This is a genomic window from Cytobacillus sp. QJM3NY_8 (assembly GCF_056173585.1).
Map to the genome: position 1 here is coordinate 1120590 of NZ_CM149681.1, position 16932 is coordinate 1137521.

Genomic DNA, 16932 nt, shown 5'->3' on the forward strand with positions numbered 1-16932 from the left:
GGGGAGTGTAATTGAAAGTGAAAAAAAGAATGGGGTTAGTGATCTTAGCTCTGCTGATCGTGATCCTTATTTCAGGATGTTCGACTAAAAAGCAAGTTAACAGCAATCAGGACTCCAAGGGAACAGCATCTGAAAACGGCGAAACATTAGTTATAGCCCGGTTATCTGACGCAGAAAATTTAGATCATCATTTTATGTCGACGATCAATGCTGCCAGCGTTACACATAATAAAATTTATGAAGGTCTTGTTGGTCGGGATAAAAATGCCGAAATCAAGCCGCTGCTGGCTGAAAAGTGGGAACAATTAGATGAAACAACTTGGGAGTTCAAACTTAGAGAGAATGTTACATTCCACGATGGGACTGCATTTAATGCTGATGCAGTCAAAGCAACATTTGACCGGTTATTAGATCCGGAAGTTGCATCTCCAAGAGCTGTAGTATTCAAAATGGTTGAAGAAGTAAAAGTAGTTGATGAATTTACTGTTCAATTTAAACTATCAGAACCTTTTTCACCCTTACTATCCATATTGGCCAGTCATGAAGGCGGCATTATCTCACCAAAAACACTTGAGAAATATGGAAATAAAGTTATTGCAGAACCTGTAGGGACAGGTCCATTTGTATTTGAATCCTGGACTCCAGGTAAGGAAATTGTTTTTAACAAAAATGAAAAGTATTGGGGGACTCAATCTAAGCTGGAGAAAGTCATTTTTAAAATCGTCCCTGAAGAAACAACAAGGATATCTATGCTTGAAACAGGCGAAGCTCACATAGCCGAACCTTTATCCGTCACAATGATGGAAACGGTGGAAAACTCCAAAAATGCAGAAATATTCCGCAGTGAAGGATTTGGTACAGAATATATTGGGTTTAACGTTGAAAAGGAGCCATTCGATGATGCCCGAGTCCGCAAAGCTATTGGACATGCTGTTGAAATGGATTCTATCCTGGAAGGTGTATTTGAGAATGTTGGGAAAAAGTCCAATTCACTGCTTGGGCCAAAGGTATTTGGATATCATGAAAGCTTAGAAGCATATGAATATAATCTCAATGAGGCAAAAAGGCTTCTGGCCGAAGCAGGCTACCCAAATGGTTTTGAAACAACGCTGAAAACAATGGATAAGAAAGAATGGATCAATATGGCGGAAGTTCTTCAGTCTCAGCTGAAAGGGATAGGAATCAAACTGGACATTCAGGTATATGAATATGGGACATTTGTCGAACAAGTAAACCGCGGTGATTCCGAGATGTTTATTTTAAGCTGGAGAAATGCGACTGGAGATGCTGATTATAATCAATATAACCTTTTCCATAGCAGTTCACACGGCCCTGCCGGAAATACCTTCTTTTACAGCAATAAAGAAGTGGACGGCTTAATAGAAGCTGCACGGGCTGAAAAAGATTCGGATAAGCGGATGGAGTTCTATGCAAAAGCTCAGGAAATCGAAATGGAAGAATCTATCTATATTCCGGTTCGTGTAATTGAGAATATGGCTGCTATTTCAAAAGATGTAAAAGGCTTCTCTATAAGTCCATCTGGATACTTGGAGATCAATGACATTTCAATTAAATAAGACTCTAAGATAAGAGGGATATCCATTCTGGGTACCCTTTTATCTTGTCCGGGGCCGGAAAGGTGAATGACAATGAATAATAGCTATTGGCTAAAGAATGTGCGTTTGGAATGCGGATACAAAAATGAGAATAATAGAGTGTCAGGTACTATAACAGATCGATTTCATTTATTAATAGAGGACGGCTGCATTGCAAAGATTACGAAGGACTTAGAGGCTTCATCTGATGATCTGCCTATAAAAGATGCAAAGGGACTGCTGCTATTGCCATCCTTTGTTGAAAAGCATGTCCATCTCGATAAAACCTATATGGGGGATAAGTGGAGGGCCTGCATCCCTGCATCGGGTGTTATAGAACGGTGTGAAATTGAAAAGAATGCATTGTTATCTATGTCTGCAAGTACCTATCAGCGATCAACAGCATTACTTAAGCAACTCATATCTTATGGATCAACTCACATTAGAACCCATGTGGATATATACCCTGAAGTCCAATTACAGAATTTAGCTGAAGTTCAGCAGGCATTGGAGGAATTTTCAAGCTATGCAAGCTCCGAGATTGTTGCCTTTGCCCAGCATGGCTTGCTGCGCTCAGGGACACCTCAGCTTATTAGAGAAGCTATTAGAAATGGTGCAGGTATTGTAGGTGCGGTCGATCCAGCTACCGTTGACAACAATATTGAAGCTTCGCTTGTTCAATTGATGGACCTAGCTGTAGAAGGCAATGCAGATATTGATTTGCATTTACATGATCCTGGTCACCTTGGTACCTTTACAATGAAAAGGCTGGCCTTTCTGACTAAGGAAGCTGGCTGGGAAGGAAGAGTAGCGATTAGCCATGCATTTTGCTTGGGTGATGTTTCAAGGGCAGAAGCCGCTGAAATGGCAGAAATTTTAAAAGACGCAAGTATTTCGATCGTTACTAGCCTCCCGACTGGCCGGGCAATCCCGCCTGTTGATCTGTTAAGTGAGTATGGAGTAGAGGTTGCTGTTGGAAACGATAATATTTTTGATTCCTGGTGGCCAACAGGCAATGGCGATATCCTGGAAAGAGCAGGCCGTTTAATTGAACGGTATAGATGGACAGATGAAAAGTCTCTTTCGCAAGCATTTAGATATATTACAGGGGGCAGAACACCGCTGGATCAGAAGGGAAACCAGATCTGGCCAACCCCTGGAGATGAAGCCAGCATGGTCCTTGTCGATGCAAGCTGTTCAGCAGAGGCTATGGCTAGAAGAGCGGAACGCCATGCAGTGTTCTACAAGGGGAATTTAGTTTGCGATAAAGCAGGGATGAAAAGAAATTGAAGAAGTAAAGAAAGCTAAAAAATTAGTAAAAGAATCCGAAAAAAATAGTTCGATTTTTTTATACAATTTAATAAATCAGTTAATGAGGTTCCTCGAAATACAGAACAAGATTAAAAGTAACGGGGGAAATACGATGATTTATGATTTGTTAATAAAAGGCGGTAAAGTGGTTCTTAAAAACGAGGTAGTTAACAATGATATTGCCATTGTTAATGGAAAAATTGCAGCGATTGCGGAGACGATTGACCATGAAGCTGAGCTGATTATCGATGCCTCTGATCAATATATCATGCCTGGAATGATCGATACTCATGTGCATGTTTGTGAGCCTGGCCGAACAGAGTGGGAAGGGTTTATAACTGGAACTAAAGCACTGGCAGCAGGAGGAACTACATGCTATGCGGATATGCCCTTGAATGCCCTTCCGGCTACGATAGACAGGCATACACTGCAATTAAAAGCAGAAGCAGCCAAGGGGAAGAATTATATTGATTATGCATTTTATGGCGGACTTGTTCCAGACAATCTTGAAAGACTCGAAGAGCTTTCAGATGAAGGAGTTATCGCCTATAAATGCTTTATGTCCACTTGTGGAACGGATAATCCCGATGATTTTTCTAATGTGGATGATTATACCCTTTTTGCGGGGATGAAAAAGATTGCTGAACTGGGTCAAATTTTGTCGATTCATGCGGAAAATGCCCAAATTACTGATCGATTAGGCGAAGAGTTAACCGCACAGGGCAGGACAGCAGCAGCAGATTATGTCTTTTCACGGCCTGTTTTAACAGAGGTTGAAGCAGTGAAACGCGCCCTTTATTTTGGAAAAGAAACGAAGTGCCCTATTCATTTTGTGCACATTAGCACCGCAGAAGCGGTAGAAGAAATTATGAAGGCCCGAAGCGCGGGTCAGGATGTCTCTCTTGAATCCTGTCCCCATTATTTTACGATATCAGCTGAACAGCTTGAGAAAATTGGCCCGGCTGCCAAATGTTCTCCTCCACTGCGAAGTATAGAGGAACAAGAAAGGCTTTGGAAAAAGTTAATAGAAGGCAAGATTGATATGTTAACATCTGATCATTCACCATGTCCGCCTGAAATGAAGCATAGTCCTTCAAATAATTTTTTCGAAGTGTGGGGAGGAATCACAGGGTGTCAAAACAGCGTTGATTTAATGTTTGATGAAGCGGTTTTGAAAAGAAAACTGCCAATCACTCATTTTGCAAGGATGATTTCTTCTAATCCCGCTGAACGTTTTAACATTCCCAATAAAGGAGAAATAGCAGTATCAATGGATGCAGATATCATCTTCATTGATGCTAATCGTTCCTATGTTGTTGAGGAGGAAGGCCTATATTATCGGCATAAGCATAGCCCATACATTGGAAGGATGATTAATTGCCGGATAACCAAAACCCTTGTCCGCGGCAAGATTGTATATGATTTGGATCAGGGGATTGTTGGGAAACCACTCGGAAAAGCCCTTAAGTTAAAAAATGGCAGGTCAACTTTGAATATGATCTGAAATTAAAAAGTCCGCAGAAAGATTATAGATAGGGGAACTGGGTATGACAGACTTAATCAATTTGCAGGGGAAACTTGAATATGAAAATTTAGCAAAAAATATTGTGAAAAGGCTTGAATGGCTGGGCTCATTTGCAAAGGACCCAGAAGGAGGAATTACCCGTCTTCTATATTCCCAACAATGGACGGACACTCAGCAAGCTTTGAAGAGATGGATGGAAACTGAGGGTTTGGAAGTAAAGTTTGATGAAGTTGGAAATCTCAGCGGAATACTAAAGGGGGTAAATCAGACAGAAACCGTTTTAACTGGGTCGCATATTGATACCGTGAAAAATGGCGGGTTGTTTGACGGCCAATTTGGCATAGTAGCTGGGATACTGGCTTTAATTTATTTGAAAGATTATTATGGGACTCCAGAACGCAATCTCGAGGTTGTTTCACTGGCAGAAGAAGAAGGAAGCAGATTTCCTTATTGCTTTTGGGGTTCAAAGAATATTGCCGGATACGCATATAAAAAAGATGTTGAAAATCTTACAGATTCAAATGGAGTAATTTTTTCTGAAGCCATGGGTGAGGCGGGGTTCAGCTATAGGGATGAAACAAAATCTCCGCGGCAGGATTTGAAGGTATTCGTTGAAATCCACGTCGAACAGGGAAATGTCCTTGAAACTGAGAAAAAATCTGTTGGTATTGTGAAATGCATCGTTGGGCAAAGGCGTTTTACAATTGAAGTAAAAGGTCAAGCCAATCATGCTGGAACAACACCCATGGCATATCGAAAAGATGCTGTATATGCTGCCAGCCAAATGATACATGAAACACTAAATATGGCAAAGCAATATGGCGATCCGCTTGTAGCAACCGTTGGGAGGATTGATATTTCACCCAACACTGCAAATGTGGTGCCGGGAAAAGCTGCGTTTACTTTAGACCTGCGCCATATTGATAAAAATACGATGTCCCATTTTACTGAAAGATTTATAGAAAACATAAATGATATATCACGAGAGCATGGGGTTGAAACGGTCATTGAAAAATGGCTTGATACGGACCCGGTCCCAATGGATCCTGAAATTACAGAATTGATTGAAAAGAAGTGCAAGGAGAAAAATTTGAGCTATAAAGTAATGTATAGTGGTGCTGGCCATGATGCACAAATTTTTGCACCGTCCATTCCGGCGGCTATGCTATTTGTGCCGAGCGAAAAGGGCATTAGCCATAACCCTGGTGAATATACTGCGCCTGCTGATTTAGCTGAGGGAGTTCAAGCACTGATCAGCACTTTATATGAACTGGCTTATAAATAGTATTAATGAAAAGGGGAGTTATATATGGGTTATCCAAAAGATTTATTATCGAGCAGGTCTGTAATAGAACATGGAAAATATGCTTTAATTGCACCTGAAGGATTAGTGAACAATGTTATTCCTGGATTTCATCATTGCCATATTTCGATTTTAGGTTCTCCTAAGCTTGGGGCAAGCTTTGTCGACTATCATGTGACAATGAAAAAAGAAGGCGGAAATAAAGAAGGCTTTGGCGGACAGGAGGAAGTACAGACATTTGTTTACATACTGGAGGGGAAAATAAAAGCTTCAGCAGATGAAAAAGAATTTATCTTAGAGGAAAGCGGATACCTTTATTGTCCGCCGGGAGTGAAAATGTATTTAGAAAATATGAATGATGGGGATTCTAAGCTCTTCTTATACAAGCAGAAATATCGCCGTCTTGAAGGGAGAAAGCCCTGGGTTATATCAGGACATACAAATAGAATAGAATTCAGGAACTACGATGATATGCATAATGTCAACATTAAAGATCTGTTGCCTGCTGATTTAGATTTTGATATGAATTTTCATATCCTTTCGTTCGATCCTGCTGCGAGCCACCCGTTTATTGAAACACATGTTCAGGAACACGGAGCATATATCCTTTCCGGAGAAGGGATGTATAATCTCGATAACAAGTGGATCCCAGTAAAAAAAGGCGATTATATTTTCATGGGCCCTTATGTTCACCAGGCAGCGTACGCTATAGGGAGAGAAAATTTAACATATATCTACTCAAAAGATTGCAATCGGGATGCGGAACTATAAAAAATTACAGGAGAGGAGAAATAGCGGTGCCAAACATACAGAAGATTATGGAAGAAAGAGTTTTTGAAATCGATAAAATAGCAAAGTTCGATTCAGATAAACCGCAAAAGAACTATTTTTATGAAACTGATAAAACGGTAGGAGCTGTCTGGTGTCTGGAACCTGGACAGGAGGTATACTTGCATTCTCACTCCAATGTTGATGATATATGGGTTTGTATGGAGGGAACAGGAACCTACTTTCCTGACTTGGAGAATGAAATTCAAATAGGTAAAGGCATGGTGATCCTTGCTAAGCCTAATCAGATTCATGGAATGCGCAATACCGGGAAGGACAGGTTTTTATTTGTTGGATTTGCAGCCGGGTCTTTGCCAATGGATATAACAAGATATTGACTTGCAGGCTGTAGTCTTTTAAAAAGTGTATCGCTCTCAGCCAGTTTTCTGGAAGAGAGCGATATGTATAATTAGATCCAATTTATGTTCATAACAAACAAGCACCCCGGCTAAACTTTCACAGTCAGCTTCGTTCTTAATAGATTGTAAATGAAATAACCTAAGCAAATTAAGCTGGACAGGGAAAAGCTGATCCAAATCGTAAGAAGATTTTCCATAATAGGCAAAGCTGCAAACCCCCCGGCAGTCCCAATAATAGATGCAAGGGGAATAAGGGCAGGCAAGGTTTTACTGCCAAGGATAATATACAGCATGGGAACAATCATGGAAGCATAAGTATTACCGAAAAAAAACAGCAGTTCGATAGGAGATGGAGGCAGGATACTAACTATAATAAGTAATAATAAACACATGGCTCCGGAAAACAGATAGGTGAATCCCCATTTTTCTTTATTGCTGAGGGGGCGAAGCATCCCGACGATATTTTTAATGATCAATGTGACAACAGCATGTAATTCTGCACTAATTGCAGATGAAATGGCACTGAAGCAAAACAGGACAAATAAAACAATAAGCAATGTTGAATTGATTTTTCCTATTAACTCAAATAACAAGGAATATATGGAATCATAGCTTCTTCCAAAAATAATAATCATGATCAAAGATGATAATGCAAGAGGAATAGTTGCCCAAATTAAACCCGCTAGTGTAAAAGTAATTCTCAGCTTTTCTTTTTTTATAATAAAAACTCTTTGCCATGAGGCACGATCAATAATTACTTGTCCAAAGCCAATTAAAATAGCTGTGAAAATAAACAAAATAGCTTCCGTGTTTTTAACGTAAAGGATGTATGGATGATATAATTTAATGCCTTCATAAACAGGATATACACCTTCCTGGATATAAAAGTAAACAGGGATGATGATGACAGCGCTGAATATGAGCACGACATTAATGCCTGCAAGCTGATGGATTCTTTGCATGCCCCCTGCTCCCCCAATAAAAAAACAAAACAATAAAAAGAAAACCATACCAGAAAAAACAGGCAGGGGAAAAATCATGTGCAGTAGGATTCCTGCCCCCATAGCTTGAACGAATATAGAATGGAAACTAATTACGAGAAGAATAAAAATCATGAACCAGTAACCGGGTGGAGTCAATCTTTTGCGCAATACATCACCTATCGTTTGCTGGTCATGAAACCGATCTCGAATCTTTTTTGCTAATATTCCAAATAAAATGAGTGCAAGAGCCCCCATAAGGGAATAGCCGATTCCTCCGGTCAGCCCATACTTTATTAATGTTTCGGGAGATGAAAGAATGGTATTGCCTGTTACCCATCTTGACAAAAGACTCACAACACCAAAACCGATTCCCAGCTGAAATGCTCCGCCAATATAGTATTGAAAATCGGTTTTCTTCATTGTGAAGTCTCCTTCATGCGGTAATCCCTGGGTGATTGGCCAGTCATTTTCCGAAAGATTTGGCTAAAGTAGTGCTGACTGTTAAATCCGCACTTTTCTGAAATGGTGCTAATGCTTAATTCAGGGCTTTCAATCAGCATTTTTTGTGCCTGTTTTAATCGAAAGTCATTTAAGTATTCGGAAAAGCCCATTCCTACTTCCTCGTGAAATTTTCTGCTCAGATAAGCTGAATTGATATGAATTTTAGATGCTAAATAATTTAAAGTAAGCTTTTCATTGTATTCCTTTTGAATAATTTGCAAAGCCTTAACAATTTGCTCAGAGTAGCTGCCAATTCGTTCATACCTCCGCAAAACGCTCATTAACTCCTCTTCAATGACGGGCTTTGTAATATAATCAACTACTCCAAGCCTGAGTGATTTTTGAATATAATCAAAGTTTTGATAGGCTGTAACCATGATTAAGTCAATATCACCAGCTGCGGAAAGCTCCATAGCTAAATCTAACCCTGATTTGCCTGGGAGCTGAATATCAAGGAAAGCGAGAAAGATGTCGTGCTTTTTTATAATTTGAAGAGCTTGTGAGGCATCCTGAGCCTTAAAAAGAATCCAATTGGGAAATTTCTTTTTGATGAGATATTCCAGCTGTTCCAATTCTATAAGTTCATCATCTACAAGCAGAATATTCATTGCATCCTTTCTCCTTCCAATTTCTCTGACATAATAACGTGGGGGAATATAGCCAAAACTGCTGTTCCATCTCCCTGGTCTGTTAATTGCACAGAAGTTTCATCATTGGGAAATAATAGTTCAAGTCTTCTTTTTATATTCTCCAGCCCCACGCCGCCATCCTGGGGACTTGTTTCATAGCGCTCTAAAGAATTGTTCCACACTGAAACATGAATCGCTGATTCGATCTTTATTATTTTTATTTTTAATAAGGCCTCGCCAATATGTCTTTCAAAGGCATGCTTAAAAGCATTTTCCACAAGTGTTTGTATTAAAAAGGGAATGATAATGGCATTATTCACATGGTTGTCCAAATGAATTTCATAATGAAGACGATCTCTAAATCTTGTTTTCTGTATCTCCAGATAGTAATTAACATAAGTAAGCTCATCTTCAATTGATATGAAATTATTTAAAGTCCGATATTTAAATTTTAGCAGTTTTGAAAGGGTTTCAATGGACCGTATTAATTCTGCTTTACGGTCCAGCCTAGCTAGAGCCAGGATGGAGTTTAAGGTATTAAAAAAGAAATGCGGCTGGATTTCCTGGTTTAATTGATTGTATAAAGCTGTTTGAAGTTCACTTTCTAACGCTATTTCTCTTTTTTGCCTCTCAAGTAAATCAATTCTTTTTTCAAAAACAAATAAAAATAGCAGGGTAAAGGCTCCCGCCAGCGGAACCAGAACACAAAACATAATGTATATGGAGAATGATTCAATAGGCAGCATGTGGTTCGTTTCTCCTTAAGTATTAAAAAAGGGAGGTATAATAACCTATCCCTTTTTTAATATAACATTTTATACAAAATAGAGGTATTTGTATTAAACTGGAAGAGTTTCAGCGATATGACAGCTTACAAAGTGATTATTAACCAGCTCCCTAAGGGGAGGTTCCTCTTGCTTGCATTTTTCAACAGCAAAAGGACAGCGTGTATGAAACCTGCAGCCTCCAGGAGGATCAATCGGTGATGGAACATCTCCTTTTAATATGACGCGGTCCCTTTTTAAAGTTGGATCCGGAACTGGAATAGACGAGAGCAGTGCTTTTGTATACGGGTGAAGCGGAGAGTCGAACATTTCTTTTTTCTCTGCAATCTCGACCACTTTTCCCAGATACATCACCATAACCCTGTCTGAAATATGCCTGACGACACTAAGGTCATGAGAGATAAAAAGGAAGGTCAATTTAAACTGCTTTTGCAGCTTCTTTAATAAATTGAGAATTTGTGCCTGGATAGATACATCCAGGGCAGATACAGCTTCATCACAAATGATTAATTTTGGATTAACGGCCAATGCTCTGGCGATTCCAATACGCTGGCGCTGGCCGCCGCTAAATTCATGCGGATATCTGTCAAGTGCTTCTGGAGGAAGTCCGACATAGCCAAGCAGTTCCAGCATTCTTTCCTTTCGCCTTGATTTTTCAACCACATTCTGAATGGCCATGGCTTCATTTAAAATTTGCTTCACCATTTGCCGGGGATTAAGAGAAGCAAAAGGATCTTGAAATATAACCTGCAAATCACCTCTAAGTTTTCTCATATCCTTTTTATTTAACGTTAAAATATTTTTCCCCATATAAAGAACCTTTCCGTCAGTAGGTTCATCAAGCCTTAAAATTGCACGTCCGGTTGTTGATTTCCCGCATCCGGACTCCCCAACTATACTTAATGTCTCACCTTCAAAAAGCTCAAATGAAATATCGTCTACCGCCTTTACATATGCCTTTGGCTTGAAGATAGAGTCTTTTTTAACCGGGAAATATTGTTTTAATCGATCTACTTGCAAGATGATATTTTTTTCTGCTGTCGTTTCCACGTTAGACAACCCCTTCTTTATCTCTTTTGCCAGTCCACTTGTCGGTATATTTCCAGCATCTTACTTTAATATCTTCAGAATAGGAAACAAGATCAGGCTGGTGTGCAGCACATATATCTTCTGCATAAGGGCATCTAGAGGCGAACCGGCATCCGCCAGGCATATTGTAAGGGCTGGGGACACTGCCATCTATCGTGATTAGTTCTTCCTGATCTTCATGGATTTTGGGCAATGAGTTCAATAGCCCTTGCGTATAAGGGTGCTTTGGATCAGCAAATATTTGCTCTGTAGAAGCATGCTCGACTATATTTCCGGCATACATTACCGCTACCTTATCACAAGTTTCTGCCACAACTCCCAAATCGTGGGTAATCATGATAACACCCATTCCTATTTTTGTTTGCAGCTCTTTTATCAGCTCCAGTATTTGCGCTTGAATCGTAACATCCAAGGCAGTGGTTGGCTCATCTGCTATTAATACCTCAGGTGTACATGCAAGAGCCATAGCAATCATGACACGCTGGCGCATCCCTCCGCTCAATTGGAACGGTTCTTGTTTCGCTCGTTTTTCAGGAGAGGGGATTCCAACCATCTTCAGCATATCAACTGACTTATCCCATGCAGCTTTTTTTCCCATCTTTTGGTGCAGCCTCAAAGCTTCTGCAATTTGTTCCCCAACCGGGATTACAGGATTCAAGGAAGTCATTGGCTCCTGAAAAATCATAGATATTTCATTCCCGCGAATTTTTCTCATTTCATCCTCTGGCATTGTAACTAAATCTCTTCCTTTAAAAAGAACGGAACCCCCGGCAATTTTTCCCGGTGGAGAAGGAATGAGGCGGAGAATAGAGAGGGAAGTCATACTTTTCCCGCATCCGGATTCCCCTACAATTCCCAGCGTTTCCCCTTTATGCAGTGTAAAATCGATGCCATCAACCGCTTTGCTGACTCCCCGCTTTGTTGTAAAGTGGGTTTTTAATCCTTTTACTTCAAGTATTGGCCTGTTACTTTCTTTCATATCCAGTCACCACCCTTAACTTAATTTAGCTCAATGCGTTTATTGAAGAACCGATAGAAGACATCTACGAATAAATTCACAACTACGAAAATAAGTGAGGCAAATAATACTCCTCCCTGGACCATTGGAAGATCACGCATTCGAATTGCATCGACAATCATTCTTCCCAGTCCATTAATAGCAAAGATCGATTCCACCAATACGGTGCCTCCAAGGAGTGCGCCAAACTGCAGGCCCACAACCGTAATCACTGGAATCAGGGCATTTCTCAGTGCATGTTTATAAATAATGATTCGTTCGCGAAGCCCTTTTGCACGTGCTGTCCGAATATAATCCTGGCGAATAACTTCCAGCATGCTCGATCTGGTCATCCTTGCGACAATTGCTGCTCCTCCTGCTCCAAGGGTAATAGCCGGCAAGATGACATGGAGCAGACTGTCCCATCCTGCAACCGGCAAAATTTGAAGCTTAACAGAGAAGAAATACATAAGCATGAGGCCAAACCAGAAGCTTGGAAGTGAAATTCCTAAGAGTGCAACAAGCATGACGCTGACATCGGTCAAAGAATAAGGTTTAACAGCTGAAATAATTCCTGCTGCCATTCCCAGCACGATTGTAATAATGATGCTAAAGAAGGCGAGTTCAATGGTAATTGGCAGTCTTACTAATATTTCATCAAGAACAGGCTGGCTGTTTTTTAAGGAGACACCTAAATCCCCCTTAAACACACTCGTTAAATATTCGAAGTATTGGATATATAAAGGCTGATTTAATCCAAGCTGGTCTCGAATAGCTTCAATCGTTTCTTTTGAGGCGCCTTCACCAGCAAGAAGTACTGCAGGATCTCCTGGAACGAGCTGCATAATAAAGAAGACAACAAAAGTAACTCCAATAATGACCGGGATTGTTTGTAAAATCCGGCGTAATATAAACATCAGCATAGATGTAACCTCCTCAAAGCTTTTATTTTTTCATCCTAGGGTCAAACGCATCACGCAAACCATCACCAAAAATATTAAATCCAAGAACTAGAATAGAGATGGCAAGACCTGGAAATAGGGCGATATAAGGTGCGGAGAATAAGAAATCCCTCCCGCTGCTGAGCATGGTTCCCCATTCAGGTGAAGGCGGCTGTGCACCCAGGCCGAGGAATGATAATCCAGCTGCTGACAGAATGGCAGTAGCCAATCGCAGAGTCCCTTGAACAATAATGGGTGAAAGAATATTCGGGAAAATATGCCTGGATATAATGACAAAATCAGAGGCGCCAAGCGATCGGATTGCATCAATATACTCAAGGCGCTTTACTTCTAAAGTAGATCCCCGGACGATTCTAGCAAATAAAGGTACAGAAAAAGCTCCTACTGCTATGGTCACATTAATCAGACTTGGACCCAGTGCTGCAATAATTGCTAGCGCAAGGAGAATCCCTGGGAATGCAAGCATAACATCCATCATCCTCATGATAATGGTGTCAACCCATTTGCCATAATACCCAGCTACAAGACCAAAAATGATTCCGAAAAATGCTCCGAATAACACAGCAGCAAATCCGACCCCCATTGAAAGCCTTGAACCATATAGAATCCGGCTTAAAATATCTCTTCCTTTATCATCTGTTCCCATCCAGTGGTCTGCAGATGGAGGAGTCAGCTTATTTTCCAAATCAATTTCGTATGGGCTATATGGAGCCAGCAGCGGTGCAAATGCCGCCATTAACAGATAAACAAAAATAATAATAGCCCCAGCAAGTGCTGCTTTATTTTGCATCAATATAGAAAGAAAATCTTTTATTCTAGATTCCTTTGAGCCGCTAATCAATGTCTTTACAGCTATATCTGGCTGCTCCGTTTTTACTTGAACTGTCATCTTATTTCCCCCCTAAAAGATTTTTTTACTAGCAGTAAATTGAAAATCAGTCTTCCTCCTTTCAAAAGAAGAATGGATTGCAAACGTTTAGTTAAAATTATCAAAATTACCTGTAAAGTAAATATTTTTTAAAATAGTTGTCAAAATATTTAAAAATCAAGTAAATATTCTGTAAATATCTAAGTGCATCATCTTCTATAATGCAGATATGCATTTACGGAGGGACGGTGAACATTGAGTTTATTACCGGAATTATTTACTAAAAAAGGGGAGAGAAAAATGGAGAAAGATAGAAAGCACTTTCGAAAGGGATTGCTAATGATTTTCCTAAGCTTAATGATGCTGCTGTCAACAGCATGTTCTACACAAACAAAAACAGAGCAGGAAGCTGGCAATGAATCCGAAGGTAAAAAGGATGGGGGTACATTGACAGTTGTCCGTTTATCAGATGCAACAAAATTAGATCCTCACTTTATTACAGACATTCCTTCAGCAAATATTATTTATCAAAAAGTATATGAAACTTTAGTGGAACCAGATAAAGATATGAACATTCAGCCGCTGCTGGCAACAGAGTGGAATGTCATTGATGATACGACCTGGGAGTTTAAACTAAAGGAAGGGGTATCCTTTCATGACGGTACACCGTTTAACTCTGAAGCTGTGAAGGCCACCTTTGATCGTTTGCTGGATCCAAACACTGGATCGCCTCAGCGTGAGAAATTCGCGATGATTAATGAAGTAAAAGTAATTGATGAATACACAGTACAATTATTGCTTGATTACCCGTATGCTCCGCTGCTTTCTATTCTTGCAAGCAGTGAAGGAAGCATCATGAGTCCAAAGGCGCTGGCCGAAAACCAGGAGACGCTTGCAGAGAAACCTGTTGGTACAGGCCCGTTTGTTTTTGAAAATTGGAAGACTGGACAGGAAATTTCCTTGAAGAAAAATGAAAATTATTGGGGAAAAAGTCCAAGTATTGATGAAGTTGTTTTTAAGGTTGTACCTGAAGACGCGACTCGGCTGGCTATGATTGAAACAGGGGAAGCACACATTAATGATCAGGTGCCTGTTACAGAAATTGAGCGAATTGAGGCTTCTGAATCGATGGGACTTCTCCGGGCTGAGGGGCTTGCAGTTGAATATATCGGATTTAACACGAAGAAAAAACCATTGGATGATGTTAAAGTCCGCAAAGCAATCAGCCATGCAGTTGAGAGAGAAGCGATCATTAAAGGGGTTTATAACAATGTGGGCACACTTGCTAATGCCGCGATGAGTCCAAAGGTGTTTGGCCACAGTGAAAAAGTTAAGCCTTATGATTATGATCTAAATGAAGCAAAGAAATTGTTAAAAGAAGCCGGATATGAAAACGGACTTAAGCTTAAATTACTGACAAGTGATAGAAAAGAACGCATCAATATGGCTGAAGTTATTCAATCGCAATTAAAGGGAATTGGCGTTGAGGTAGATATTCAAGTAATGGAATATGGAGCATATATCGATACAATTGATAAATCTGAGCATGATCTATTTATCGGAGGATGGGGAAATGCCACTGGAGATGGTGATTATAATCAGTACAACCTTTTCCATACTGCTTCACAGGGACCTCCTGGAAACCATTTTTATTACAGCAACCCAGAGGTAGACAAAATTATCGAAGAAGCACGAAGAGAGACTGACGAAGCAAAGCGGAAGGATCTTTATGAAAGAGTAATGCAAATGGAATTAGAGGATGCGGTCTATATTCCAATCCGAAACTATGAACATATGGCTGCGCACAGTAAAAATGTAAGCGGCTTTTGGCTGAATGCTGCCAATTATTTAATGATTGATGATGCAGTAATTAAGTAAGTAAATTAAAAAGGGAAACGGAAAAGTACTTTTGAAGCAAAAGTGCTTTTCCTTCATTTTCAATTTTAGGAGGAATCAGAATGACAGCTCTATGGATTACAAATGTTCGGCTAGAAAAAGGATTCATTTACGAAAATGAACAAATTACAGGGACAAGCACAGAAATTTGCCACTTGAAAATCGAAGCTGGAAAAATTGCAGAAATTTCACTGCTTGCCCCAGATTCTAATGAAAACCAACTTGATGCAAAACAGAAGCTTCTGCTTCCTTCTTTAAGAGATATGCACATTCATATTGACAAAACCTATTACGGCGGGCCATGGAAAGCCTGTACACCAATCACAAATGGCATTTTCACTAGATTAGAAGAGGAAAAGGAACTTCTGCCAAAGCTTCTCCCAACCGCACAAGAACGTGCTGAAAAAATGATAGAGCTATATTTGGAAAATGGCCATACCCACATTCGCACACATTGTAATGTTGACCCTGTAATTGGCCTGAAAAACTTGGAAGCTACTGTCAATGCACTAAAAAAATATGAAGATGTCCTTACATATGACATTGTTGCGTTTCCGCAGCATGGACTGCTGAGGAGCGGCTCTGTTCAGTTAATTCGTGATGCTATGAAAAATGGTGCCACCCTGGTTGGCGGTGTGGATCCAGCTACCGTGGACAGAAACATTGAAAAGTCCCTGCATACCATTTTTGAAATTGCAGCAGAGCATAATAAGGGAGTCGATATCCATCTTCATGATCCTAACACATTGGGAGCTTTTACATTTGAGAGAATGGCAGATTATACAAAAGAAGCAGGCATGGCAGGAAGAGCAACAATTAGCCATGGAATTGCTTTAGCCGACCTGTCCGGAGAAGCATTGGCTGAGATGGCGGCAATATTAAAAGAGCAGGAAATTGACGTGACCACTACCATTCCAATTAATCGTACAACTATTCCAGTTCCTGCCCTTGATCGTTCTGGTATTCCCGTTTCAGTAGGCCATGACAGCATCACCGATCACTGGTCCCCGTTCGGAACAGGAAACACCATACAGAAACTGGGGACCCTTGCGGAAAGGTTCCGAATGATTGATGAATATTCTTTATCATCAGTTTTGAAGTTTGCAACTGGCGGTATTACTCCCCTGAATAAAGCTGGTGAAAGGGTTTGGCCAAAAGTCGGCGACGATGCAACGATGATGCTTGTTGATGCGACATGTTCAGCAGAGGCAATTGCAAGAAGAGCACCGGTTGAGTCATTATTTTTCAAAGGCAATAAGGTTGAAAGCAAACGAACTGAACTAAACATAATAAATTCATAG

The 16932-nt window shown here is 40.2% G+C and carries 15 protein-coding genes; 8 read left to right on the forward strand and 7 right to left on the reverse strand.

What is annotated here, in order from left to right; all coding sequences use genetic code 11:
• The first annotated feature begins 29 nt into the window (after window positions 1-29).
• From AC0VZ9_RS05940 to AC0VZ9_RS05965, 6 genes are all read left to right on the forward strand, one after another.
• Window positions 30-1577 carry a glutathione ABC transporter substrate-binding protein gene (locus AC0VZ9_RS05940; protein WP_475397496.1) on the forward strand — a complete coding sequence of 516 codons (1548 nt, stop codon included), beginning with the start codon at window positions 30-32 and terminating at the stop codon, window positions 1575-1577.
• A gap of 72 nt (window positions 1578-1649) precedes the next feature.
• Window positions 1650-2885 (forward strand): amidohydrolase, encoded by a 1236-nt coding sequence (locus tag AC0VZ9_RS05945; RefSeq protein ID WP_475397137.1) that lies wholly within the window; start codon window positions 1650-1652, stop codon window positions 2883-2885.
• Window positions 2886-3018: 133 nt separating this feature from the next.
• Window positions 3019-4410 carry an allantoinase AllB gene (gene allB / locus AC0VZ9_RS05950; protein WP_475397138.1) on the forward strand — a complete coding sequence of 464 codons (1392 nt, stop codon included), beginning with the start codon at window positions 3019-3021 and terminating at the stop codon, window positions 4408-4410.
• A gap of 43 nt (window positions 4411-4453) precedes the next feature.
• Window positions 4454-5716 carry an allantoate deiminase gene (gene allC / locus AC0VZ9_RS05955; protein WP_071155919.1) on the forward strand — a complete coding sequence of 421 codons (1263 nt, stop codon included), beginning with the start codon at window positions 4454-4456 and terminating at the stop codon, window positions 5714-5716.
• Window positions 5717-5740: 24 nt separating this feature from the next.
• Window positions 5741-6505, forward strand: a complete 765-nt coding sequence (gene allE, locus AC0VZ9_RS05960) for a (S)-ureidoglycine aminohydrolase (RefSeq protein ID WP_071155921.1) — start codon at window positions 5741-5743, stop codon at window positions 6503-6505.
• 26 nt (window positions 6506-6531) lie between these two features.
• Window positions 6532-6900: a cupin domain-containing protein gene (locus AC0VZ9_RS05965; RefSeq protein ID WP_226280693.1), complete on the forward strand. Its 369-nt coding sequence runs from the start codon at window positions 6532-6534 to the stop codon at window positions 6898-6900.
• Between the two features lie 110 nt (window positions 6901-7010).
• Here AC0VZ9_RS05965 and AC0VZ9_RS05970 read toward each other — a convergent pair whose 3' ends face one another.
• The 7 genes from AC0VZ9_RS05970 to AC0VZ9_RS06000 form a co-directional block, all read right to left on the reverse strand.
• Window positions 7011-8324: an SLC5/6 family protein gene (locus tag AC0VZ9_RS05970; protein WP_071155923.1), complete on the reverse strand. Its 1314-nt coding sequence runs from the start codon at window positions 8322-8324 to the stop codon at window positions 7011-7013.
• Window positions 8321-9013 (reverse strand): response regulator transcription factor, encoded by a 693-nt coding sequence (locus AC0VZ9_RS05975; protein ID WP_009335789.1) that lies wholly within the window; start codon window positions 9011-9013, stop codon window positions 8321-8323. The genes AC0VZ9_RS05970 and AC0VZ9_RS05975 overlap by 4 nt, the downstream gene beginning before the upstream one ends.
• Window positions 9010-9780 (reverse strand): sensor histidine kinase, encoded by a 771-nt coding sequence (locus AC0VZ9_RS05980; protein WP_009335790.1) that lies wholly within the window; start codon window positions 9778-9780, stop codon window positions 9010-9012. The genes AC0VZ9_RS05975 and AC0VZ9_RS05980 overlap by 4 nt, the downstream gene beginning before the upstream one ends.
• Before the next feature lie 93 nt (window positions 9781-9873).
• On the reverse strand, window positions 9874-10869 hold the full coding sequence (locus tag AC0VZ9_RS05985) for an ABC transporter ATP-binding protein (RefSeq protein ID WP_009335791.1): 996 nt from the start codon (window positions 10867-10869) through the stop codon (window positions 9874-9876).
• Window position 10870: 1 nt separating this feature from the next.
• A complete protein-coding gene (locus AC0VZ9_RS05990) occupies window positions 10871-11887 on the reverse strand; it encodes an ABC transporter ATP-binding protein (RefSeq protein ID WP_009335792.1) in 1017 nt (338 codons plus the stop codon).
• Between the two features lie 20 nt (window positions 11888-11907).
• A complete protein-coding gene (nikB, locus tag AC0VZ9_RS05995) occupies window positions 11908-12828 on the reverse strand; it encodes a nickel ABC transporter permease (RefSeq protein ID WP_009335793.1) in 921 nt (306 codons plus the stop codon).
• 22 nt (window positions 12829-12850) lie between these two features.
• Window positions 12851-13756: an ABC transporter permease gene (locus AC0VZ9_RS06000; RefSeq protein ID WP_071155927.1), complete on the reverse strand. Its 906-nt coding sequence runs from the start codon at window positions 13754-13756 to the stop codon at window positions 12851-12853.
• Window positions 13757-14035: 279 nt separating this feature from the next.
• On the opposite strand from AC0VZ9_RS06000, the gene AC0VZ9_RS06005 reads away from it, so the two are divergent.
• Both AC0VZ9_RS06005 and AC0VZ9_RS06010 read left to right on the forward strand, forming a co-directional pair.
• Window positions 14036-15613 (forward strand): glutathione ABC transporter substrate-binding protein, encoded by a 1578-nt coding sequence (locus AC0VZ9_RS06005; RefSeq protein WP_009335795.1) that lies wholly within the window; start codon window positions 14036-14038, stop codon window positions 15611-15613.
• A gap of 80 nt (window positions 15614-15693) precedes the next feature.
• Window positions 15694-16932: an amidohydrolase family protein gene (locus AC0VZ9_RS06010; RefSeq protein WP_475397139.1), complete on the forward strand. Its 1239-nt coding sequence runs from the start codon at window positions 15694-15696 to the stop codon at window positions 16930-16932.